This window comes from Sphingomonas sp. P3_C5 (assembly GCF_056402635.1).
This window is the reverse complement of record NZ_JBFUHA010000008.1, coordinates 253,324-274,563: the sequence shown is the minus strand read 5'-3', so window position 1 is coordinate 274,563 and position 21,240 is coordinate 253,324. Positions and strand designations below refer to the sequence as shown.

The window sequence follows — 21,240 nt, the reverse complement described above, 5'->3', positions numbered from 1 at the left end:
GGGTAAACCATGCCCCCGGCATGGTTTAGGGATTGCCGGGGGCAATCCCGACCCGGCTCGGCCGACAACTGGGTAAGGGGTGGGGGCGCGCGTCTGCGCGCTCAAAAAGACTCATCGCCAAGGTCGAAGCGTCGAGCGAGGCATCGAGCCTCGCCCGACGCTGCCCCACCCCAACCCAGTGTCAGGTCGGACATGCTCCCAGCATGTCCTGAACAGCGCGGGGCGCTGTTCACCTGACTCTCCTGAAGGAGAGGGGCTGATCAGTCTTCGGTCCGAACGCCGCTTAGCCCCGCTTCGGGTTTTGCAGAAAAACCACATATCCCCTGAAATGCGAGTTCGCCGCCAACCCCACCGGCGCCCGCCATTCACCGCCCTGCAACAGGCCAATCCGGAAAGGCACCTTCATCCGGTCGAGCCTGGCGAGATAACCCGCATAGCCAGGGATGACGTGCCGGCCCTGATAGATCTGCAACACCACCTCATCGACCGCGCTCGCCAGTGCATCCAGCCCTTTGGGATCGCCATTGCTGCTCCAGTCGAGCAGCCCGGTGATGCCCAGCTTGCAATCGGCGGGAAGGCGTTGCCTCAAATCCTTCAGAAAAGCGGCATAATCTTCAAGATGCCGCGTCCGCGCGTCGAAATCGATCTGGATGCCAACGACGTTATTCCCGGCCGATCGCCACCGCGCCAGTTGCGCCAGGACCCGCCGATAAACCGGCGGAGGCCAGCGCAAGGTCTCGACCCGCACGACGATCCAGACCTCCGGCCCCCGCACATGCGGGATCGCAGGACGTTGCGAGACGAAGCGGACTGGCTCGCGCGCCTCGACCTGGCCCTGCAACAGGTAGATCCGCGTAGCGCGCGCAAGCACGGGCTGTGGTTTGACCCCAGCCCATAGCCAGAACGCGTCATAATTATTGGCGTCGACGCGGTTTTCCGGGGCCAGGGTTTGGGGCACCGAACCGCCTGACGCGGCGGCGAACGCAAGCAGGACAGCGATGGCCAGGCCGCGGATCACGGCTCACCAGTAATAACGCTGCTCCCGCGCCCATTGCGATGTCGCATAGTCCTTTTTGAGCCGCAGGAACCAGGCCTTGCGCTGCGAGGTTGGCACTTCGACGCCGCCGCATGTATTGTTGCCCGATGGCCCATAGCAATTGACCGCACGGTACAGCGCATAGGCCTTGTCGGGCGCCGGTGTCGCCGCGTCAGCGATGATCGCCTTGTAAAGCTCGAGACGGGAAAAGACCGGGCCGGGAAACAGCGAGGGCGTTCCGCCGAGCTCGTCCCTTGGTGGGTGGCCATCCAGCATGAAGTCGTCAAAGCCGTTGGTCCGCATGAAATCGGCCAGGCACAACCGCGCCTTGCTGGCATTTGGATTGGCGGCCAATTGCCCCGCTATGTCCTTCAGCGACGGGCAGTCATTTTCTGCGGTGCCCGATGGCTGCCTGAAAATGCCCACGGACGGGTGCTCCGCCCCAAGCAAGTCGAAATACCCGCCGTCCGCTGGTGCGCCAGCCGGCACCAGCGCCTGATCGGCGAGGAAGTCGCGATAGGCGCCGCGACTCACCTCCTTGTAGAGCAGGGTGAACAGCGCCACGTCGCGCTCATGCCGCGTTGCGCTGGTGTCTTTCGCCTGGCGTCGCAGCAGCTGTGCACCGGCGACGTTCACCAGCAGGGTCTCGCGAATCTGCGGATCGTGAATCGGTGAGCCGGCTTCGAAGACCCGGTCGAGCGCGCCGCTCCGTTCATCGTGCATCGCGAGCGCCAGCTCGACCGCCGAGCGCTGGAAAACCTGCTTCGCACCCGGCATCACCTCGAGCCAGAAGCCGCGCGCGTTGCGATCCTTCACTGCGTCGAGCGCCATGCCGCGCAGCATCTGCCGGCTGAACTGCAGGTGGCTGAAATTGCCCTGCCGAGCAGCGTCCGGAAGGAGGCGCAGCACCGCGGCGGGCTGCTTGGCGACATAATAGCTGTGCGCCGCCAGCAGATATTCGAACAGCGCCGGATTGCCCGCAAAATAGGGGCGTTGCGCCTCGAGCTCAGCGACGGGGATCTGCGCATCAGAGCCACCTGCGCCGCTACCGTCTTCCGAGGCGCGCATACGGCTCAGATCCAGCATCGCGAGCAAGATCGGATCACGAGTGTCGGTTGTCTTGAGATCGGGCAGCAGCTTGCTGTCGATTTCGTCGGCCAGCATGCCATCGTCGAGGCCGCGCTCGGCGGGCGGCAGCGCGAACAGCGCGCTATATTCGGCGGCCAGCTTGCTGACATTCCCGCTCAGCCAATAGACGCGCCGCAACAGACCTCGCGCCGATACGGTATAGAGGCCCCTGGGATAATCCCGTACATAGTCGCGCAAGCCGGCTTCGGCCCGGGCAATGACGCCTGCATCGATCTTGTCGGCCTCCTTGCGCGAGCCATATTCGTCGAAGGCGTCGATCTGCGCCCGGTTCACCTCGACCCGACCAAGCATGTAGCGCCCCGTTTCCCTCAACCAGGGCTGATCGGCAGCGCGGAGCGCCGAAAATTGCGCCGCGGCCACATCATAATTGCCGTCGTAAAATGCCTTGGCGCCTTGCAGATAATGGGCAAAAGCTTTGCCGGCTGGTGTTTTTACCCGAGCCATAACATCGGCGATCGCGGCTGCGCCCGCGCTCGCACCCGTACAACTCGGTTGCAGCGCGCGCCGCGCAGCGATCAGGTCGGCGCGTTCGCCACCCGGCACCTTTCCCGCGGCATTGAGCGCCGCCTCGAAGGCCTGTGCGCCGGTCGCATTGCTCAGGCACCGCGATCCTTCGCCATCGGCATAGCTGGTATCGCCGCTGTCGGACTGCCCCGGCTTCGGGAACATCGTTTCCTTGAAAAGACCCCATTCGAAAAACGCGGTCCCGAGAGCATGCTGGGGGTCTCCGGGCTTGCGGCCTTCCCGGTCGAGCAGCAGGAGCGTCAGATTGACGCGTGTGTCGTTGCCGGGTTGCAGCATGACCATATTGTCACACCCGGTCATCGCTATGTGCCTCAATTTCAGGCCAGGCGAACATTCGAAATCGCTGCTCGCCCGCGCTGGGCTATGCCAGGCGAGGGCTATGACTACCGCAATCAACAACGCGCAATTTCGAAACATGCTGGTCTTTCAGGTGATGGCTGCAGGCGCCTTGTGCACCAATATCGACGCGATGGTCGAGACGTTCATGACCACATCTCGAGCATAGCGAACCTCACGCCTCACAACCGATAAGCGGCAGACCAGCGGCAAATGGCCACATCGCTGTCCAATGATTCAACTTTACGCCCGGCCATGTCAGTGCTCCATCGATGAAGAACCGCACCCCTAGAGCCGATTTCACGCTGCTGTTGAATCAAGCCTCCCTGTTCGGCGATGGCCGCTCCCTGTTAATTCCAACACGCCTCCCTGTTATCTCCAACAGCTCTCCCTGTTATCGAATAACAGGGAGAATGGCATTCAAGCTGCTGATAGAAAAGGAGAATATTTCCAACAAATTGGCCAAAAAACGGGCCGAAAAGTTTTTTTCTCCCTGTTATTGCCCAATAACAGGGAGGAACAGGGAGAGAATCGCCTGCAGCCCGGCACATCTCGTCGGTCAGGCCGGCAGCAAAAGGCGCGCATGGACAGCACCAGAGTCGATCCTTCTCGCCCGACAAGCGCGCAACAGCCGGTTGAGTACGGACCCAACACCCTCTAGACGTTCGAGCCAGTGCCCAGCCTTCATGCCCTTGCCAATCCAGCGCGCTTCCTGAAGCTCGCCCGTCCGCTCACACCGGTCCTGTTCTGGGCGGGTGTGGTGCTGATCGCGATCGGCGCCTGGGCCGGGCTGACCCAGACCCCGCCCGACTATCTTCAGGGCGAGACGGTGCGGATCCTCTATATCCACGCTCCCACGGCCTGGCTCGGCATGGCGGGCTGGAGCGGCATCGCGGTCTCCAGCCTCACTTTCCTGGTCTGGCGCCATCCGCTGGCGATGATCGCCGCGCGCGCCATTGCGCTGCCCGGCGCCATGTTCGCCGCGCTGTGCCTGATCACCGGATCGATCTGGGGCCGCCCGACCTGGGGCACCTGGTGGGAATGGGACGGGCGGCTAACCTCGATGCTGCTGCTGTTCTTCGTCTATCTCGGCTTCACGGCGCTCACCCGCGCCGATGCCGAACGCGGCGGTGACGGGCGGATTCCAGCGATCTATGGCGTGGCCGGCTCGGTACTGCTGCCGATCATCCATTATTCAGTGGTGTGGTGGAACACACTCCATCAGGGCGAAAGCATTGGCCTCACCTCATCGACGATCGCCGGCTCCATGTTGTGGCCGCTGCCATTCACGCTCCTCGGCTTCACACTGTTCTTTGCAAGCATCGTACTGATGCGGATGCGGGCGATCCTTGCCGTCTCCAAGGCCGAAGCCCGTATGCGCAGGATGGCGGCATGAACCCCTGGCCCTTCGTGATCGCCGTTTATGGCGTGACTTTCCTTGCGGCGGCGGGCCTCGCGCTGTGGAGCTGGCTCGAGATGCGCCGGGCGGAGCGCAAATGAAGGCAAAACATCAGCGATTGACGCTTGCCCTGGTCGCGCTGGTTGCGGTCGTGGGGGCGGGGGTCCTCGCGCTCTCCGCGCTCAAGGATCAGGCTGCCTTCTTCTACGCGCCGGGCGATATCAAAAAGACCGGCCTGCCGCTCGGTCGCGGGGTGCGGCTCGGTGGGATGGTCGAGGGCGGATCGATCAAGCGTCAGCCCGACGGGGTCACCATCAGTTTCGTCGTCACAGACGGGCTGGCAAAGGTGCCGGTGGCCTTTCGCGGCATCACGCCTGATCTGTTCCGCGAGAAATCGGGCGTCGTTGCCGAAGGCAGCTTCAATCCCGATGGCAGCTTCACCGCGACCAATCTGCTCGCCAAGCACGACGAGAAATATATGCCGCCTCAGGTCGCCGGTGCGATGCACGAGACGAAGACGCTGAAACAATGATCGCAGAGGCAGGCCTCGCCGCGCTCTGGTTCGCAGCCGCGCTCGCGGCGCTTCAGCTTGTGCTGGCGGCGATCGGCATCCGCCGCGGTGACGCTGTACTGATGTCTGCTGTGCGCCCGGTCGCGGTGGTGCAGGGACTGCTCGCGGCGCTCGCCTTGGCGCTTCTGATTACCTGCTTCCTGCGCTCGGACATGTCGGTGCTGCTGGTCGCCGAGAACAGCCATTCGGACAAGCCGTGGCTCTACAAATTCGCCGGGGCCTGGGGCAATCACGAAGGCTCGATGCTGCTCTGGGTCACGATCCTCGGGCTCGCGGGGGGCGCGGTTGCGATCCTCGAGCACCGGCTCGCCAGGCCGACATTGATCGCGACACTCGGCGCCCAGGCAGCGATTGCGCTGGGTTTCTATGCCTTTCTGCTGCTTTCCTCGAATCCCTTCGCAAGACTCAACCCCGCGCCGCCTGACGGCAACGGCCTCAATCCGCTGCTGCAGGATCCCGGCTTGGCCTTCCACCCGCCGACGCTCTACATCGGCTATGTCGGCATCTCGGTCGCCTTCTCCTTCGCGGTCGGTGCGCTGGTCACCCGCGATGTCGGCCCGGCCTTCGCCCGTGCGATGCGCCCCTGGGTGCTCGGCGCCTGGATTTTCCTGACGCTCGGCATCACTGCCGGCAGCTATTGGGCTTATTATGAGCTCGGCTGGGGCGGCTGGTGGTTCTGGGATCCGGTCGAGAACGCGTCGCTGATGCCTTGGCTCGCCGCGACCGCTCTGCTTCACTCAGTGACGGTGCTAGCGACCCGCGATGGCCTGCGCGCCTGGACGGTGATGCTCGCCGTCGTCGCCTTCTCGATGTCGATGATCGGCACCTTCCTAGTCCGCTCGGGAATCCTCACCAGCGTCCACGCTTTCGCGGTCGATCCGAAGCGCGGCGCCTTCATCCTCGCCTTGCTCGCTATCTATATCGGTGGCGCCCTGCTGCTGTTCGCTGCCCGGGTCGGCACCGTTCGACAGGGCAACACCTTCGAGCCGGTGAGCCGCGAAGGTGCGCTGGTCATGAACAATCTGCTGCTGTCGGTGATTCTGTCGATGGTGCTGATCTTCACCCTCTACCCGATCGTCGCGGCAGGGTTCGGGGTCCAGCTGTCGATCGGGAAGCCGTTTTTCGACAAATGGATTGGTCCGTTTGCGCTTGCGCTTGTGGCTGTGATGGCGGCCGGGCCGCTCCTGCGCTGGCGGCGCGACGACCTGAATGCCGTGCTCGGGCGGATGATGGTTCCCATCGGCGCCACCGCGCTGGCACTGGCAGGGCTCGCGATATTCTCGCTATCCGGCCACGGCATTGCACTGCTGCCCTTGCTTGGGCTTGCGCTCTCCGCAGGGCTGGCCGCGGCGAGCGTCGCGCCACTGTGGAAGCGCAACCTGCGCCGCACGCCGCTGTTCACATTGGGCATGGTGGTGTCGCATCTCGGCATCGCGGTGAGCCTTGCCGGCATGGCCTCCGAATCCGCCTTCACCACGGAGACGCTGGTGGCGGCAAGGATCGGTGAGCCGCAGACAGTCGGTCCCTATACGGTGACGCTGGCTGGCATCAGCCCGGTCATCGGCCCCAATTGGTCAGGACTCGAAGCGAAGCTGGTCGCGCGGCGCGGGGACGGGGCGCCCTTCACGCTTGGACCGCAATCGCGCTTCTTCGCCAATCCGGTGACGGAGACGAACGAATCGGCGATCGCGACCCGGATCGACGGGCAGCTTTACACAGTGCTCGGCCAGCCCGATGATCAGGGCCGCTGGCAGCTGCGGCTATGGTGGAAGCCCTTCGTCACGCTGATCTGGGCGGGCGGCGCCCTTATCGCGATCGGCGGGGTGCTGTCGCTGCTCGGCCGGCTGCGGCGCGAGCGGCGCGTCTGGCAGCGGGATGAGGAAGAGGCATGAAACGCGGTCTGCTCTGGCTGCCCTTTATGGCATTTGCGCTGTTGTTCGGCGTGGTCGCCTATGGCCTGCGTTCGCCCGCCGACCGCCAGATCCATTCGAAGATGGTCGGCAAGGATCTGCCCGCCTTTTCGCTGCCGCCCATCATCAAGACCAAGCCCGGCCTCGACAGCACGCTGTTCAAGCAGGGTAAGCCGCGCTTGCTCAATGTGTTTGCGAGCTGGTGCATCCCGTGCATTGCCGAGGCGCCGCAGCTCATGCGGTTGAAGGCGATGGGCGTACCGATCGACGCGATTGCCATCCGCGACACGGGGCCGGCGCTCCAGGGTTTCCTGAGCCGCAACGGCGATCCCTATGAGCGGATCGGTGACGACAAGGTCAGCACGGTGCAATTGTCACTGGGCTCGTCCGGCGTGCCCGAGACTTTCGTGATCGACGGCCAAGGGCGTATCGTCGATCAGCACATCGGTGAGATCCGGGAGGAACATATCCCCGCGCTGCTCGCCGCCCTGCAGGGCGCGAAGTGAGTCTCCTCCACTCCCGTCATGCCGGACTTGTTCCGGCATCCATCGCGCCACATGAGCTGCGGTTGGTGCGTGTGCGGGACCATGGACCCCGGAACAAGTCCAGGGTGACAATGGCGACTGTGTTGGGCCTGCTCCTCGCCACCCCGCTCTACGCCGATAGCGGCCTGCCACCCGCGGCGCTCGCCAACACGCAGCTGCGCGATCCGGTGCTCGAGTCCAAGGCTCAGGCGCTGATGGAGACGCTGCGCTGCGTCGTCTGCCAGGGCCAGTCAATCGCCGATAGCGACGCCGATCTCGCCGGCGACATGCGCGCGATGGTCCGGCAGCGCATTGCGGCAGGGGAGAGCCCGGCCGCGATCCGCCGCTGGATGATCGAACGCTATGGCGATTACGTCAGCTATGACCCTCCGCTCAGCGCCGTGACCGCGCCTTTATGGATTGCGCCAATCCTGCTGCTGGCGATCGGCGGATGGCTCGCGCGCGGCAGTTTCAAGCGCAGGAGGCGTAGCTGATGGGTTGGCTCATGCTTGCGCTGATCGGCGTCGCGGCGTTCCTGGCCCTGTGGTTGGGCGGCGTAGCACGGTCGCTGTGGAGCTTTGTCGGCGCCGCGCTGATGCTTGGCGCGGCCGGCTATGCGCTGCAGCAGCGGGCATCCGTGCCCGGCCATCCGGTCGAGAGCTTCGCCGAACCGCTTCAGCTCAACCCAATGGTGATCGAACTCCGCGATTCGATGCTGGGGCGCTTCACCGGTGATGGCGCCTATCTGATGGCCGCCGACGGGATGACGCGCTCGGGCGATACGCGGAGCGCGGTACAGGCAGTGCTGGGCGGCATACGGAAATATCCGAGAAGCCTGACGCTCTGGACCGGGCTTGGTATGGCCTATGCCCAGCATGACGGCACCGTCTCGCCCGCTGCCCTGTTCGCCTTCCGCCATGCAGCCCATCTGGCGCCGTCGCATCCAGCGCCGTACTATTTCCTCGGTATGGCCTATATCAACTCAGGCCAATTCGCAGTGGCACGGCCCTATTGGGCTCGTGCCCTGGCGCTCACGCCACCCGGCCTCTCCTATCGCAAGCAGATCGCGGATCAGCTGAAACAACTCGACGCCTATCTGGCAGCGACGGAGCAGGCCGACGCCCAAGCCGCTGCCCAGGCCGCCGCCAGCGGAGCCGCTACGCGTCAGCCCTAACCCTTCCAGGGCTCGAACGGCAGATCGAGCGCTTCCGCCACCGCCTGGTGCCGGATTTTTCCGCCCGATACGTTGAGCCCATTGGCAAGGTGCGGATCGGCCTTCATCGCCGCCTCGGCGCCCAATGTGGCAAGCTTGATCACGAAGGGCAGGGTGGCGTTGTTCAGCGCAAAGGCCGAGGTCCGCGCCACCGCGCCGGGCATGTTGGCGACGCAATAATGGATCACGCCGTCAACCTCGAACACCGGGTTCTCATGAGTCGTCGCATGACTCGTCTCGAAGCAGCCGCCCTGATCGATCGCGATATCGACCAGCACCGATCCACGCTTCATCGTCTTGAGCATTTCGCGCGTGACCAGTTTCGGCGCCGCGGCGCCCGGTACCAGCACCGCGCCGATGACGAGGTGCGCGTTCTTCACCGCCGCTGCGATAGCAGCCTTGGAGGCATAAGCGGTCTTGATCTGGCTGCCGAAGACCATGTCGAGCTCGGCCAGCCGCGCGTTCGAGATATCGTAGATCGTCACATCGGCGCGCATGCCGACCGCCATCTGCGCCGCGTTCACGCCAGAGACGCCGCCGCCGAGGATCGCGACTCGCGCCGGCGCCACGCCTGGTACGCCACCGAGCAGCACGCCGCGGCCGCCCTGTTCCTTTTCGAGATAATGCGCGCCGACCTGAATCGACATGCGCCCCGCCACTTCGGACATCGGCTTGAGCAGCGGCAGGGAACGGTCGTTCGCGGTCACCGTTTCATAAGCGATGCAGGTCGCGCCCGACTTCATCAGGCCCTCTGCCTGCGGCTTGTCCGCGGCGAGGTGGAGATAGGTGAAGAGCAGATGACGCGGCTCAAGCATCGCGACCTCGCCGGGCTGCGGCTCCTTGACCTTCACGATCATGTCGGCGCTGGCAAACACGCTGGCGGCGTCAGGCAGGATCGTCGCGCCGGCCTTCACATAGTCCCGGTCCTCGAAGTCGATGCCGAGCCCGGCACCGGTCTCGACAAACACCTCATGCCCGGCCGCGACAATGTCCGAAACCGAAGGGGGCGTGAGCCCCACGCGAAACTCGTTGTTCTTGATTTCCCGGGGAACGCCGATGCGCATCTATTCTCTCCTGCTATGCCTGAGAATATACATCAGGGCGGCCGGGAAGTGCTTGCAATCTCACAGGCCAGCGGCCTTGAAACGCGATCGGATTGCGCCGATATCACAATCGACGCAATGACATCCCGCATGGACAACATCGACAGCAAGATCATCGCGCAGCTGGGCCGGGATTCGGGCATCACCAGTGAGGATCTCGGCGCCCGGATCGGCCTCTCGCCATCGGCAGCCCATCGGCGCGTGAAGCTGCTCGAGCAGCAGGGCCTGATCCTCGGTTATCGCGCGCGCTTGTCACGCGAAGCGCGGGGCAATCCCTCGACTGTGTTCGTGTCGGTTACGCTGACGGATCAGCGCCAGGCGACCATGATGGCGTTCGAACAGGCGCTGGACCATACCACGCAGGTGAGCGAGGCCCATCTCATGAGCKGCGAGTCGGATTATCTCCTCAAGGTGCTGGTGCGCGAGGACGACAGCTATGAACGCATCCACCGCGAGGTTCTGTCCGTGCTCCCGGGCGTCCACCGGCTCGTGACTCAGTTCACGATCCGCACGCTCGCGACGGAGAGTTGAGATGCGTCGCCGGCCTTTCCGATGCGACATTGCGGGTGCCAAGGGCGCGTGCTACTGCGCCGCCTCTTCGAACGCAGGGGCGCGCTTCGGTCCATCCATGACTCATCCAGCTGAAAATCGGGCAAGATTGTCCCGCCAGTGAGCAACGACGCACCCTGCGCGGACGAATCCGCGCCTGCCGAGGCGGTATCCGGCCCCCATCATCACAAGGACGGCCTCGTCAAGCTTGCGCTTGGCGCGATCGGAGTCGTGTTCGGCGATATCGGCACGAGCCCGCTTTACGCCTTTCGTGAGACCTTTGCCGGCCACCACAAGCTCGCGCTCGATCCGGCGCACATCATGGGCGTCACCAGCCTGATGTTCTGGTCGATGATGATCGTCGTGACGCTGAAATATGTCTCGATCATCATGCGCGCGGACAACAAGGGTGAGGGCGGCAGCCTCGCGCTGCTCGCGCTGATCTCGGGCAAGACCAAGACGCGGCGCTGGTCGAACGGCATCATTCTGCTCGGCGTGTTCGCCTGCGCGCTCTTCTATGGCGACAGCATGATTACCCCGGCGGTGTCGGTCCTGTCGGCGGTCGAGGGTCTTGCAGTGGCGGCGCCTTCCTTTGGCGGATTGGTGATGCCAATCGCGATCGTCATCATCATTGGCCTGTTCCTGATCCAGCGCAGCGGCACATCGCGCGTTGGCCTGTTCTTCGGGCCTATCATGCTCACCTATTTCGCGGTGATCGCGACGCTCGGACTGCTCAGTATCGTTCAGACGCCGCAGATCCTCTTTGCCTTCTCGCCGCATTATGCCTTCGAGTTCTTCGCGATGGATCCGCTCCGCGCTTTCCTGGCGCTTGGGTCGGTGGTGCTGGCGGTGACCGGCGCCGAGGCGCTCTACGCCGATATGGGGCATTTCGGTCGCAACCCGATTCGCGTCTCCTGGCTGTTCTTCGTGCTCCCCGCGCTGATGCTGAACTATATGGGGCAGGGCGCCTTGCTGTCGCGCCTCGGCGCGGAAGCGCTGGAGAGCCCCTTCTACATGCTCGCGCCGCATTCGCTGCGACTGCCGCTGGTTGGGCTCGCCACGGCGGCGGCGGTCATCGCGAGCCAGGCGGTAATCTCGGGCGCCTTCTCGGTGACCCAACAGGCGATCCAGCTCGGCTTCATGCCGCGCCTCAGGATCGAGCATACCAGCGCCGCGACCGCGGGGCAGATCTACATCCCGCTGGTCAACTGGGCGCTGCTGGTGATGGTGCTGCTGCTGGTGATGTTCTTCCGCACCTCGTCCAACCTCACCTCGGCTTATGGCATCGCGGTGACGGGGGCGATGTTGATCGACACCTGCCTGCTCTCCGTGGTGTTCTTCCGCCTGTGGCATTGGCCGAAATATCTCGCCATTCCGCTGCTGGCCGTCTTCTTTCTGGTCGACGGCGCCTATTTCGCGGCGAACATGACCAAGGTGCCGTCGGGCGGCTGGTTCCCGCTGCTGATCGGGCTGTTCATGTTCACCATGTTGACGACCTGGTCGAAGGGTCGTCAGCTGATGATCGACCGGATGCGTGAGGCGGCGATGCCGATCAAGGTGTTCATCCAGTCAGCCGCGACGTCTGCTACGCGGGTACCCGGCACCGCTGTGTTCATGACTTCCTCGCCCGAGGGCGTGCCGCATGCGCTGCTCCACAACCTCAAGCACAACAAGGTGCTGCATGAGCGGATCATCCTGCTCACCGTGAAGATCATGGACGAGCCCTATCTGCCCGAGGCGGGGCGGATAACGCTCGAAGACCTGAGCCACGGCTTCCATCGCATGATCCTGCGCTACGGCTTTATCGAAGAGCCGGATGTGCCCGCAGCACTCGCCAAGGTGCATCAATGCGGTGCCGACTTCAGGATGATGGATACGAGCTTCTTCCTCGCGCGCCAGACCCTGCTCTCCTCAGCCAAGCCCGGCATGATGATCTGGCGCGAGAAGCTGTTCGCCTGGATGCTCCGCAACGCTGAAAGCGCGATGGAATTCTTCCGCCTGCCGACCAATCGCGTGGTCGAGCTGGGCAGCCAGCTCGAGATTTGAACGACCCCATCATCGTGACGGCCTTGTTCGGCAAGGCCGATACGGCCTGGTTCGATGCTCTGCGCCGCGCGCATTATCCGCCCGAACGCAACCAGTTGCCGGCGCATCTGACGATGTTCCATCATCTCGCGCCGTCGCTCGAGGAGGAGCTGAAGCGCCGCCTCGCCGCGGAGACTCACCGTGTCAGGCCGCCGTTCGCGCGGGTGGCGGGGCTCGTCTCGCTCGGGCAGGGCACAGCTTTCAGGATCGAGAGCGAAGGGCTCGCTGATATTCGCGACCGAATCGCCGAAGCGTTCGCACCGATGCTGATGCCGCAGGACAAAGCGGGATGGCGCCCGCATGTCACGATCCAGAACAAGGTAGCACCGGCACAGGCCAAGGCGCTGCTGCGCCGGCTGGAGGCCGAATTCAGCCCGCGCCCCATCGTGATCGCTGGTCTCGCAAGCTGGTGGTATCGCGGCGGTCCCTGGGCGCCGCTGTCGCGGCACATGTTCGCTTGACCGGAACGGCCCGGCGCTCCTATAGGCGCCGCTCTCGAATGGCCGGGGCGGAGTAGCTCAGCTGGTTAGAGCACGGGAATCATAATCCTGGGGTCGGGGGTTCAAGTCCCTCCTCCGCTACCATTCTGGTGGCGCCGCCATATCGAGTTTGCCGGCTTTTCTGTCCTTTTCCACCTCCTGTTATTCGGCTAGCGGAGCCTCTCCAGAGGAGAGGCTCATGAAGACCCGCGCTGCCGTTGCATTCGAGGCGAAGAAGCCGCTCGAGATCGTCGAGCTCGATCTCGAAGGGCCAAAGGCCGGCGAAGTGCTGGTCGAGATCATGGCGACAGGCATTTGCCATACGGACGCCTACACGCTCGACGGGCTCGATTCGGAAGGGCTGTTCCCGAGCGTGCTCGGCCATGAAGGCGCTGGGATCGTCCGCGAAGTGGGGGCAGGGGTCACCTCGGTGAAGCCCGGTGACCATGTCATCCCGCTCTACACGCCCGAATGCCGCCAGTGTAAGTCGTGCCTCAGCGGCAAGACCAATCTCTGCACCGCGATCCGCGCGACCCAGGGCAAGGGACTGATGCCTGACGGCACCACCCGGTTCAGCTACAAGGGTCAGCCGATCTACCATTATATGGGCTGCTCGACCTTTTCGAACTTCACCGTCCTGCCCGAGATCGCGGTCGCGAAGATCCGCGAGGACGCGCCGTTCCAGACCAGCTGTTATATCGGCTGCGGTGTCACCACCGGCGTCGGCGCGGTCGTCAACACAGCCAAGGTCCGGCCCGGCGACAATGTCATCGTCTTCGGGCTTGGCGGCATCGGCCTCAACGTGCTGCAGGGCGCGCGGATGGCGGGCGCCGGCATGATCATCGGCGTCGATATCAACCCGGCCCGAGAGGAATGGGGCAAGCGCTTCGGCATGACACACTTCGTCAACCCGAAAGACGTTGAGGACATCGTCGCCCATCTCGTCGCGCTGACTGATGGCGGGGCGGATTACACCTTCGACTGCACCGGCAACACGACCGTCATGCGCCAGGCCCTGGAAGCCTGCCACCGCGGCTGGGGCACCTCGATCATCATCGGCGTGGCCGAAGCGGGCAAGGAGATCGCGACCCGGCCATTCCAGCTCGTCACCGGCCGTAACTGGCGGGGCACCGCTTTTGGCGGCGCACGTGGCCGGACCGACGTGCCCAAGATCGTCGACTGGTATATGAACGGCAAGATCGAAATCGACCCGATGATCACCCATGTTCTGAGCCTCGAAGAGATCAACAAGGGCTTTGACCTGATGCACGCCGGCGAGAGCATCCGCTCGGTCGTCGTCTTCTGAACCACACCACAAAGGGAGAGAGATATGTACAGTCACATGATGGTGGGCAGCAACGACATTGCCCGTTCGAAGAGCTTTTACGACGCGCTGTTCGGCGCGGTCGGCGGCAAGCCGGGCATCACGGATGAGAAGGGCCGGCTTATCTATATGCATAATGGCGGCATCTTCCTCGTTACCCCGCCGATCAACGGCGAGCCAGCTTGCCACGCCAATGGCGGCACGATTGGCTTCGCAATGAACAGCCCAGAACAGGCCGACGCCTGGCACAAGGCGGGCGCCGAGAATGGCGGCACGCCGATCGAGGACGCGCCGGGCGTCCGCACCGGCGCAATGGGTGCGCTCTACCTCGCCTATCTGCGCGATCCCGACGGCAACAAGCTGTGCGCCCTGCACCGTATGCCCGCCTGACGACATGAGCTTCGCGACGGTCTCGACCAACAAGGCGCATGGCGGCACCCAGGGCGTCTACCGCCATGCCTCGGTCGAGACCGGGACGGACATGATTTTCTCGGTATTCGTGCCTGACCATGCGGAGGGCGCGACGCTGCCAGTGCTCTGGTATCTCTCGGGCCTGACCTGCACCCATGCCAATGTCACCGAGAAGGGCGAGTATCGCGCCGCCTGTGCCGAACACGGCGTGATCTTCATTGCTCCCGACACCAGCCCGCGCGGCGACACCGTGCCCGATGACGACGGCTATGATTTCGGCAAGGGTGCGGGCTTCTATGTCGATGCTACCGAAAAGCCCTGGTCCGCCAATTTCCGGATGAAGTCCTATATCGAGGATGAGCTTCCCGCGCTGATCGCAGCCCAGTTCCCGATGGCTGACCTGTCACAGCAGGGGATCACCGGCCATTCGATGGGCGGGCACGGCGCGCTGACGATCGCGCTGCGCAATGCGGGGCGATATCGCAGCGTCTCGGCCTTCGCGCCGATCGTGTCGCCGCTGAACTGCCCCTGGGGCGAGAAGGCGCTGACCGGTTATCTCGGGGCCGATCGATCGGCGTGGCGCGCATATGACGCCTGCGCATTGATCGCGGATGGTGCACGCATTCCGGCGATTCTCGTCGATCAGGGTCTGGCGGATAATTTCATCGAGGAGCAGCTCAAGCCCGAACTTCTACAGGAAGTCTGTGCCGGGACGGGCATCGACCTGACGCTCCGCCTGCAGCCGGGCTATGATCACAGCTATTTTTTCATCTCGACCTTCATGGCCGATCACGTCGCCTGGCACGCAGCGCGGTTGAAGGGCTGAAAGCAAAACTGCACTGCCAGGCTAATTCAAATAGTGGTTCCCAGGCGCCATGTTGCCAGCCACACGCCATCGCCTCTAGATGCGCTGCTTCACGACGGACGAATCCATGACCACCCACAAAACCCGCATGCTTATTCTCGGCTCAGGCCCGGCCGGCCTGTCCGCTGCTATCTACGGTGCGAGGGCAGGGATGGCGCCGATCGTCGTCCAGGGCATCCAGCCCGGCGGCCAGCTGATGACAACCACTGATGTCGAGAATTATCCCGGCTTCAAGGATGTCATCCAGGGCCCGTGGCTGATGGAGCAGATGCAGGCCCAGGCCGAGCATGTCGGCACGCGGATGATGTGGGACACGATCGTCGAGGTCGATCTGACCCGCCGCCCGTTCCGCCTGATCGGCGATGGTGGCGATGTCTATGAGGGCGATGTGCTCGTCATCGCGACCGGAGCTCAGGCGAAGTGGCTTGGGCTCGACAGCGAGGAGAACCTCAAGGGCAAGGGCGTCAGCGCCTGCGCCACCTGTGACGGCTTCTTCTTCCGCGGCAAGAAGATCGCGGTGATCGGCGGCGGCAACACCGCGGTCGAGGAGGCGCTGTACCTGACCAACCACAGCCAGGACGTCACGTTGATCCACCGTCGCGATTCGTTCCGGGCGGAGAAGATCCTCCAGGACCGGCTGTTCGCGCACAAGAACATCAAGGTCCTGTGGAACAAGGAGGTCGAGACCTTCGTCGATGGCGGCGGCACTGCCGGTCTCGTTGCGCTCGACCTGGTCGATACCGTGACGGGCGAAAAGTCGCGGCTCGATGTCGAGGGTGGCTTTGTCGCGATCGGGCATCATCCGGCGACCGAGCTGTTCCGCGGGCATCTCGAACTTGATTCGGACCATTACATCAAGGTCGAGACCGGAACGACGCGGACCAGCGTGCCCGGCGTGTTCGCCTGTGGCGACGTGATGGACAAGGTCTACCGCCAGGCAGTGACGGCGGCAGGCACCGGTTGCATGGCCGCGCTCGACGCAGAGCGCTTCCTCGCCGAGGCTGATTTCGAGGTGGCCGAGGCCGCCGAATAGAGTCTCAGGCGAGGGCGGTGCGGATAATCGATTCAAGCGCTGCCTGATCGGATTCCCGCGCGAAGCTGTGCGAGGCTGTGTCGATCGTTTGGATCGTGGCGTTGAGCTTCAACGCCTTGATCGCGCCCATGAAGGCAAGTGCGGTGGCGTCGCGGCTGGCTAGGACGATAGTGACGGGGTTGGTGCTGTCGTTCAAAGCTGCAACGAAACGACCAGTCAGTGCTGAATCTTCCTGAGATTTCATCGTAATAATCTTAGTCAGGCCACTGGTAAGTTTACGAAGATTGATACCTCCACGCACCAGCTGCACCAGGGCACGGGGATCGCGCAGGCGCTGGGCATAGCGTGCGCGGATCGCGGCTGCAGGCGGCAGGTCGTCGCCGCTGCTCACCACCCAGGGGTTAGCGAGGATCAGCCCGTCAATCCCGGCGACATGGTGGAACAGCGCAAGCGCGGTCGCGGCGTCGCAATTGCCGAACGCGACCAGACGCCTGATCCCGGTTTCGGCTGCAAAGGTCGCCGCCGCTGTCGCAATGTCGGGCGCGGATTCCAGAAAGCCGTGATTCTCGCCCGTCGAATCGCCGATGCCGCGCCGATCATAGCGAAACACTGGCGTTCCGGTCGCAGCTAGGCGCGCCGCCAGTAACGCCATGCCGCGGTGCGCGCCCATTCGCACCTCGTTGCCACCCGAGACGATCAGCAGGCCGGTGGTGGCGTCGCCTTCGTCGAGCGTCCCGATCAGCGTGTCGCCGGCGCAGGGAAAGGCGATCAGCCGGCGCAGGTGGAAATCCAGGCGGCGATATCGTCAGCGAGCAGGCGCGCGAGGTCGGCATCATTGCCGGGCTCGCTACGCCGCCACAGCGGCGCTCCCGACACATGGCGATCGGCGGGCTGGGTGTCGGTGTCCAAGCGGACGATGCGAAGCGGTGAGCCATCCGAGGGAACGCTGGCTTCGAGTTCCGCCAAGAGGGTTCGGCTCAGCCGGTTGCCGGCGAGCTCCAGCGGCGGGCCTGGCGGTTCGATCATGTTGCTATCGGTAGCCTCACCACTTTCCTTCGCGGCGGCCAGGCGCGCGCGCAGCATGTCGCGGATAAGGCCTTCGCCCGCAGTCGGGGCAAAATGCCAGCGCGAGGCGACCGGGGCGGTGGCGTCGACCAGAGCTCCGCCGCGAACCGCGATGGCATGAACTGGTCGGCTTTCTGGCTCAAAACACTCTGCTGCGGCTGAAAAGGCTGTATTCCATGTATTTAGACTAGCATGCTCAGTCTCAATGAGACTCTCTCCGGTGCCCGGAAGATCGGGCAGGGCGCTGGCGATGCCCTGTGCAGCAAGCGCCCGCAGAATCGTGACGATGAAGGCGCGGGTGCGATTGGCTTCCTCGAACAGCGGCATCGCCGCGATTACGACCGGTCCGGTATCGGGTCCGAAGCGAAGCATCGCTTCGCGCCCGCCGGCCCAGTCATAATGGTCGATCACCCGCAGGCTCTCATCGATTGGCCTTCGCGGCGGCGAAGCGGACCAGCGCGCCGAAGGTCTCCAGCATCTCGCCATCGACCTCGTCATCCTCGATCAGGATGCCCAGGCGTTCTTCGAGCTCCGTCAGCATGCCGGCAACCGCCATCGAATCGAGCTCGGCCAGCCCGCCGAACAACGGGGTTTCGCTGCGAAAGCCGTCGACCCGTGCCTGGGTGAGGCCGAGCACATCGCGCAGGACGGCACGGACAGTGGCGTCGATTTCATTGATATCGTCAGGAAGCACCGCGGACCCCAGTAGATGCCATTATGGTTCGCCCGTTAGAGAATGGGCGGGGGGATGCCAAGGGCGGGCAATGCACCCGCAGCCGGCGTATTCCCGCGAAAAATGAGAAACCCTCCCCATTGTAACGATTTCGTCGTCGATTGGCGTGAACATGCGCGCCACGAGACATGGGTCGAACGGGAAGGCAGGGGGAGTGATGGACGTGGATGAGGTGAAGGACCAGATCAGCTTCCTTGCGTTTCTGGCAGCGATGCGGTCCGATTTCGCAGAGGGCGCACTTGCCTGGGAAAGCGCCAAGCTCGGCAGCTTTCTCGAAGCGATGGAAGCGTGGGCGGCCAGTTCCCGCGCGCCGGCGCAGGCCAATCCCTGGCGTTACGCAGCCGACCTGCTGCACGCCGGGGCCTTTTACGAATAATCGACGCTGAGCGCTGAAACCAGCGCCCTGCCGAAAGCTGCCCTTCACAGCGCCTCCCCGATGCGTATCAAGGGGCATGATTCCGCTCGATCCCGCGCCGCATCCGATTGACGCTTTGCCCTTGCGTGGCGCGGCGACTGATGTGGCTCTGATCGACCGCGCGGGCGTTCTCGATTTTGCCGCTCTCGAACGCCTCACTGGCGTCGTGGCGGCATGGCTCGCGGCGCAGGGGCTCGAACGAGGGTCGCGGGTCGCAAGCTGGCTCCCCAAAACCCGCCTCGCCTGCGTACTGCCGATGGCTGCGCCACGAGCCGGGCTGGTCCATGTGCCGGTCAACCCAGTGCTCAAGCGCGCGCAGGTGGCGCATATCCTCGCTGACAGCGGCGCGGCGCTGCTGGTGACCCAGGAGGCACGGATCGCCTCACTTGAGGCTGGTGATGTGCCTGAGGGCTGCCGGCTGGTGCTTGAGGGCGAGATTGCCACAACAGGCGACGTCGTGCCGCCATCCTCGGCTGATCCAGATGCGCTGGCGGCGATCCTCTACACCTCGGGTTCCACGGGGCGGCCCAAGGGTGTGATGCTTTCCCATGCGAACCTCTGGCTCGGCGCGATCTCGGTCGCGCATTATCTGGAGCTCGTGCCAGCCGATCGCGTCCTTGGCGTGCTGCCGCTAAGCTTCGATTATGGCCAGAACCAGCTTTTCTCGACCTGGGCAGCGGGCGCGAGCGTGGCGCCGCTCGATTATCTGACCGCGCGTGACGTGGTGAAGGCAGTCGATCGTGTCGAGGCGACGACGCTGGCAGGCGTACCGCCGCTCTGGGTCCAACTGCTCGAGGCGGACTGGCCGGCCGAAACGGCCGCGCGGCTCAGGCGGCTGACCAATTCGGGCGGTGCGCTGACGCCGGCGATGATCCGGGCATTGCGCGCACGCTTCCCCTCGGCCGACCTGTATCCGATGTACGGCCTGACCGAGGCGTTCCGTTCCACCTATCTCGCGCCGTCACTGGTCGATGCGCATCCGGAATCGATCGGGAGTGCTATCCCCTTTGCCGAGGTGATGGTGGTACGCGCGGATGGGTCGCCGGCGGCGCCCGGCGAGCCAGGTGAGCTGGTACATGCCGGGCCATTGGTAGCGCAGGGCTATTGGCATGACGAAGAACGCACCGCGCAACGCTTTCGGCCTGCGCCTCCCTGGGCGTCTCATGGCGGCATGGCCGTATGGTCAGGCGATACTGTCGTGGAAGGCGAGGACGGGCTGTTCCGTTTCGTCGGGCGGGACGACGAGATGATCAAGAGCGCCGGCAACCGGATCAGCCCGACCGAGATCGAAGAAGCGGTGTTGGCCGGCGGCGAAGCGTTGGAAGCGGTGGCAATCGGCGTGGCGGACGCCCGGCTCGGCCAGGCGATTGTCGTAGTCGTGCGGGCGAATGGCGATACGACGGACGCCGAGGCGCGACTGCGCGAGCGGCTGCGGCGGGAATTGCCGAGCTTCATGCAGCCTGCGCGCTATAGGTGGTGGGATGCGTTGCCTAAGAACGCGAACGGCAAGCTGGACCGTGCTGTCATCAACAATTCTGTTCGGGAAGAAGGGGGCGCACAATGACCGCGGTGAATAGACGGCTTTTCCTCAGTGGGCTGATCACCGTCGCGGTGGCGGGGGGCTCCCGCGCGCAATCGATACCTGGCAACTCCGAACGCTTCGCGCCGGTCGTACCAGTACAAACGGCCGATTACGCGATGGCTCGCGCCGGTTTCCAGACCCGGTTACTGCGATACGGCCCGTCGCCCCAAGCCCAGATCATGCCGAGGCTGCCAAAGGGTGCCGCCGAAGTCACGTTCAAGTCGGGCAATCTCTCGCTAGTTGCTTGGAGCGCCAAACCTGAAAGCGCCCCCGACCGAAGCCCGGTAGTCATCTTCCTGCACGGCGGCTTCGCTTTTGGCGCGGATGATTTCGAGATGGCAATGCCGTATCGCGACGCGGGCTTTATCATCTTCACACCGATACTGAGAGGCGAGGACGGCCAGGCTGGCAACTTCTCCATGTTTTACGACGAGGTTGACGATGTGATTGCGCTGGTCGAGCATGTCCGCAAGCTGCCCAATGTCGACCCGGACCGCGTCTACCTTGCAGGCCATAGCATCGGCGGGACGACCGCGATGTTGGCCGCGATGGCATCGCCCCATTTTCGAGCAGTGGCGTCGCTATCCGGATCGGCAGATCAGATGCTGTGGATAAAGGCCGGGGGCTATTCCCGTCTGGCGCCGTTCGACCTGAACGACCCCCGTGAATTCATCATGCGCTCGCCGCTGTCGTATGCGACCAGTTTCAAGGCGCCAACGCGACTGTACCACGGGTCCGAGGAGGCCTTTTTTCGTCCTGGCACGCGTAAACTGGCCGACGTAGCGACGGCAGCAAGACTGAATGTTGTGGTTCAGGAATTTCCGGGAGATCATTTTGGTGCGGTGCCAGCTGAGATCTCCGCCAGTATTGCCTTTTTCAACAACATACACCGCAGCTAGCCGACGTCATTGGATCGACCGACAGCGACCTGCG

24 protein-coding genes and 1 tRNA gene are annotated in these 21,240 nt (G+C 64.0%); 19 read left to right on the top strand and 6 right to left on the bottom strand.

The window, feature by feature from the left end:
• Window positions 1–283: 283 nt before the first annotated feature.
• On the bottom strand, window positions 284–1,018 hold the full coding sequence (locus AC1DVS_RS20000) for a DUF3142 domain-containing protein (protein ID WP_478025702.1): 735 nt from the start codon (window positions 1,016–1,018) through the stop codon (window positions 284–286).
• 3 nt (window positions 1,019–1,021) lie between these two features.
• Window positions 1,022–3,010 carry a PA5441 family protein gene (locus AC1DVS_RS19995; RefSeq protein ID WP_478025700.1) on the bottom strand — a complete coding sequence of 663 codons (1,989 nt, stop codon included), beginning with the start codon at window positions 3,008–3,010 and terminating at the stop codon, window positions 1,022–1,024.
• Between the two features lie 79 nt (window positions 3,011–3,089).
• Here AC1DVS_RS19995 and AC1DVS_RS19990 point away from each other — a divergent pair, with 79 nt between their 5' ends.
• The 8 genes from AC1DVS_RS19990 (at window position 3,090) to AC1DVS_RS19955 (ending at window position 8,624) form a co-directional block, all read left to right on the top strand.
• Window positions 3,090–3,215, top strand: a complete 126-nt coding sequence (locus tag AC1DVS_RS19990) for a hypothetical protein (RefSeq protein WP_478025698.1) — start codon at window positions 3,090–3,092, stop codon at window positions 3,213–3,215.
• A 504-nt stretch (window positions 3,216–3,719) separates the two neighbouring features.
• The gene (gene ccmC / locus AC1DVS_RS19985; protein WP_478025696.1) at window positions 3,720–4,442 is read left to right on the top strand and encodes a heme ABC transporter permease CcmC; all 723 of its coding nucleotides are present in this window, start codon (window positions 3,720–3,722) and stop codon (window positions 4,440–4,442) included.
• The gene (locus AC1DVS_RS19980; RefSeq protein ID WP_478025694.1) at window positions 4,439–4,546 is read left to right on the top strand and encodes a heme exporter protein CcmD; all 108 of its coding nucleotides are present in this window, start codon (window positions 4,439–4,441) and stop codon (window positions 4,544–4,546) included. The genes ccmC and AC1DVS_RS19980 overlap by 4 nt, the downstream gene beginning before the upstream one ends.
• The gene (gene ccmE, locus AC1DVS_RS19975; RefSeq protein WP_478025692.1) at window positions 4,543–4,977 is read left to right on the top strand and encodes a cytochrome c maturation protein CcmE; all 435 of its coding nucleotides are present in this window, start codon (window positions 4,543–4,545) and stop codon (window positions 4,975–4,977) included. Before AC1DVS_RS19980 ends, ccmE begins: the two co-directional genes overlap by 4 nt.
• Complete coding sequence (locus tag AC1DVS_RS19970; protein WP_478025690.1) at window positions 4,974–6,908, top strand: heme lyase CcmF/NrfE family subunit; 1,935 nt, start codon at window positions 4,974–4,976, stop codon at window positions 6,906–6,908. The genes ccmE and AC1DVS_RS19970 overlap by 4 nt, the downstream gene beginning before the upstream one ends.
• On the top strand, window positions 6,905–7,432 hold the full coding sequence (locus tag AC1DVS_RS19965; protein ID WP_478025688.1) for a redoxin family protein: 528 nt from the start codon (window positions 6,905–6,907) through the stop codon (window positions 7,430–7,432). Before AC1DVS_RS19970 ends, AC1DVS_RS19965 begins: the two co-directional genes overlap by 4 nt.
• Window positions 7,433–7,542: 110 nt before the next feature.
• The gene (locus tag AC1DVS_RS19960) at window positions 7,543–7,944 is read left to right on the top strand and encodes a cytochrome c-type biogenesis protein (protein ID WP_478025686.1); all 402 of its coding nucleotides are present in this window, start codon (window positions 7,543–7,545) and stop codon (window positions 7,942–7,944) included.
• A complete protein-coding gene (locus AC1DVS_RS19955; protein WP_478025684.1) occupies window positions 7,944–8,624 on the top strand; it encodes a tetratricopeptide repeat protein in 681 nt (226 codons plus the stop codon). The genes AC1DVS_RS19960 and AC1DVS_RS19955 overlap by 1 nt, the downstream gene beginning before the upstream one ends.
• Here AC1DVS_RS19955 and ald read toward each other — a convergent pair.
• Window positions 8,621–9,727 carry an alanine dehydrogenase gene (ald, locus tag AC1DVS_RS19950; protein ID WP_478025682.1) on the bottom strand — a complete coding sequence of 369 codons (1,107 nt, stop codon included), beginning with the start codon at window positions 9,725–9,727 and terminating at the stop codon, window positions 8,621–8,623. The genes AC1DVS_RS19955 and ald overlap by 4 nt on opposite strands.
• A gap of 129 nt (window positions 9,728–9,856) precedes the next feature.
• Between ald and AC1DVS_RS19945 the strand changes: the two genes are divergently transcribed.
• The 8 genes from AC1DVS_RS19945 (at window position 9,857) to trxB (ending at window position 16,512) form a co-directional block, all read left to right on the top strand.
• Window positions 9,857–10,297 (top strand): Lrp/AsnC family transcriptional regulator, encoded by a 441-nt coding sequence (locus AC1DVS_RS19945; RefSeq protein ID WP_478025680.1) that lies wholly within the window; start codon window positions 9,857–9,859, stop codon window positions 10,295–10,297.
• A gap of 138 nt (window positions 10,298–10,435) precedes the next feature.
• Window positions 10,436–12,361 carry a potassium transporter Kup gene (locus AC1DVS_RS19940; RefSeq protein ID WP_478025678.1) on the top strand — a complete coding sequence of 642 codons (1,926 nt, stop codon included), beginning with the start codon at window positions 10,436–10,438 and terminating at the stop codon, window positions 12,359–12,361.
• Entirely contained in the window at window positions 12,358–12,861 is a 504-nt protein-coding gene (locus AC1DVS_RS19935) for a 2'-5' RNA ligase family protein (protein ID WP_478025676.1), read from the top strand. The genes AC1DVS_RS19940 and AC1DVS_RS19935 overlap by 4 nt, the downstream gene beginning before the upstream one ends.
• Window positions 12,862–12,907: 46 nt before the next feature.
• Window positions 12,908–12,984, top strand: a tRNA-Met gene (locus AC1DVS_RS19930).
• Window positions 12,985–13,078: 94 nt separating this feature from the next.
• A complete protein-coding gene (locus AC1DVS_RS19925; RefSeq protein ID WP_478025674.1) occupies window positions 13,079–14,185 on the top strand; it encodes an S-(hydroxymethyl)glutathione dehydrogenase/class III alcohol dehydrogenase in 1,107 nt (368 codons plus the stop codon).
• Between the two features lie 24 nt (window positions 14,186–14,209).
• Window positions 14,210–14,593, top strand: coding sequence for a VOC family protein (locus AC1DVS_RS19920; RefSeq protein WP_478025672.1), 384 nt, complete (start codon window positions 14,210–14,212; stop codon window positions 14,591–14,593).
• Between the two features lie 4 nt (window positions 14,594–14,597).
• Entirely contained in the window at window positions 14,598–15,440 is an 843-nt protein-coding gene (fghA, locus tag AC1DVS_RS19915) for an S-formylglutathione hydrolase (RefSeq protein ID WP_478025671.1), read from the top strand.
• Between the two features lie 106 nt (window positions 15,441–15,546).
• Window positions 15,547–16,512: a thioredoxin-disulfide reductase gene (gene trxB, locus AC1DVS_RS19910; protein WP_478025669.1), complete on the top strand. Its 966-nt coding sequence runs from the start codon at window positions 15,547–15,549 to the stop codon at window positions 16,510–16,512.
• Window positions 16,513–16,516: 4 nt separating this feature from the next.
• Here the strand turns inward: trxB and AC1DVS_RS19905 are convergent, their stop codons facing one another.
• Genes AC1DVS_RS19905 through AC1DVS_RS19895 form a run of 3 tightly spaced genes read right to left on the bottom strand, consistent with a single transcriptional unit; the run spans window position 16,517 to window position 18,271 of the window.
• Window positions 16,517–17,251, bottom strand: a complete 735-nt coding sequence (locus tag AC1DVS_RS19905; protein WP_478025728.1) for a hydrolase 1, exosortase A system-associated — start codon at window positions 17,249–17,251, stop codon at window positions 16,517–16,519.
• Between the two features lie 29 nt (window positions 17,252–17,280).
• A complete protein-coding gene (locus tag AC1DVS_RS19900) occupies window positions 17,281–17,988 on the bottom strand; it encodes an alpha/beta hydrolase family protein (RefSeq protein WP_478025667.1) in 708 nt (235 codons plus the stop codon).
• A gap of 10 nt (window positions 17,989–17,998) precedes the next feature.
• On the bottom strand, window positions 17,999–18,271 hold the full coding sequence (locus tag AC1DVS_RS19895; RefSeq protein ID WP_478025665.1) for an acyl carrier protein: 273 nt from the start codon (window positions 18,269–18,271) through the stop codon (window positions 17,999–18,001).
• Window positions 18,272–18,422: 151 nt separating this feature from the next.
• On the opposite strand from AC1DVS_RS19895, the gene AC1DVS_RS19890 reads away from it, so the two are divergent.
• From AC1DVS_RS19890 to AC1DVS_RS19880, 3 genes are all read left to right on the top strand, one after another.
• Window positions 18,423–18,686 carry a DUF7660 family protein gene (locus AC1DVS_RS19890; RefSeq protein WP_478025663.1) on the top strand — a complete coding sequence of 88 codons (264 nt, stop codon included), beginning with the start codon at window positions 18,423–18,425 and terminating at the stop codon, window positions 18,684–18,686.
• A 76-nt stretch (window positions 18,687–18,762) separates the two neighbouring features.
• Window positions 18,763–20,289, top strand: a complete 1,527-nt coding sequence (locus AC1DVS_RS19885) for an acyl-CoA ligase (AMP-forming), exosortase A system-associated (protein WP_478025661.1) — start codon at window positions 18,763–18,765, stop codon at window positions 20,287–20,289.
• Entirely contained in the window at window positions 20,286–21,206 is a 921-nt protein-coding gene (locus AC1DVS_RS19880) for an alpha/beta hydrolase family protein (protein ID WP_478025659.1), read from the top strand. The genes AC1DVS_RS19885 and AC1DVS_RS19880 overlap by 4 nt, the downstream gene beginning before the upstream one ends.
• Window positions 21,207–21,240 lie beyond the last annotated feature (34 nt).

Coding starts and splice junctions, on each gene's coding strand:
- AC1DVS_RS19995 (WP_478025700.1), bottom strand. CDS start 3,010: ATGACCGGGTGTGACAATATGGTCATGCTGCAACCCGGCAACGACACA.
- AC1DVS_RS19990 (WP_478025698.1), top strand. CDS start 3,090: ATGACTACCGCAATCAACAACGCGCAATTTCGAAACATGCTGGTCTTT.
- AC1DVS_RS19980 (WP_478025694.1), top strand. CDS start 4,439: ATGAACCCCTGGCCCTTCGTGATCGCCGTTTATGGCGTGACTTTCCTT.
- ccmE (WP_478025692.1), top strand. CDS start 4,543: ATGAAGGCAAAACATCAGCGATTGACGCTTGCCCTGGTCGCGCTGGTT.
- AC1DVS_RS19970 (WP_478025690.1), top strand. CDS start 4,974: ATGATCGCAGAGGCAGGCCTCGCCGCGCTCTGGTTCGCAGCCGCGCTC.
- AC1DVS_RS19965 (WP_478025688.1), top strand. CDS start 6,905: ATGAAACGCGGTCTGCTCTGGCTGCCCTTTATGGCATTTGCGCTGTTG.
- AC1DVS_RS19960 (WP_478025686.1), top strand. CDS start 7,543: ATGGCGACTGTGTTGGGCCTGCTCCTCGCCACCCCGCTCTACGCCGAT.
- AC1DVS_RS19955 (WP_478025684.1), top strand. CDS start 7,944: ATGGGTTGGCTCATGCTTGCGCTGATCGGCGTCGCGGCGTTCCTGGCC.
- ald (WP_478025682.1), bottom strand. CDS start 9,727: ATGCGCATCGGCGTTCCCCGGGAAATCAAGAACAACGAGTTTCGCGTG.
- AC1DVS_RS19925 (WP_478025674.1), top strand. CDS start 13,079: ATGAAGACCCGCGCTGCCGTTGCATTCGAGGCGAAGAAGCCGCTCGAG.
- AC1DVS_RS19920 (WP_478025672.1), top strand. CDS start 14,210: ATGTACAGTCACATGATGGTGGGCAGCAACGACATTGCCCGTTCGAAG.
- fghA (WP_478025671.1), top strand. CDS start 14,598: ATGAGCTTCGCGACGGTCTCGACCAACAAGGCGCATGGCGGCACCCAG.
- trxB (WP_478025669.1), top strand. CDS start 15,547: ATGACCACCCACAAAACCCGCATGCTTATTCTCGGCTCAGGCCCGGCC.
- AC1DVS_RS19890 (WP_478025663.1), top strand. CDS start 18,423: ATGCGCGCCACGAGACATGGGTCGAACGGGAAGGCAGGGGGAGTGATG.
- AC1DVS_RS19885 (WP_478025661.1), top strand. CDS start 18,763: ATGATTCCGCTCGATCCCGCGCCGCATCCGATTGACGCTTTGCCCTTG.
- AC1DVS_RS19880 (WP_478025659.1), top strand. CDS start 20,286: ATGACCGCGGTGAATAGACGGCTTTTCCTCAGTGGGCTGATCACCGTC.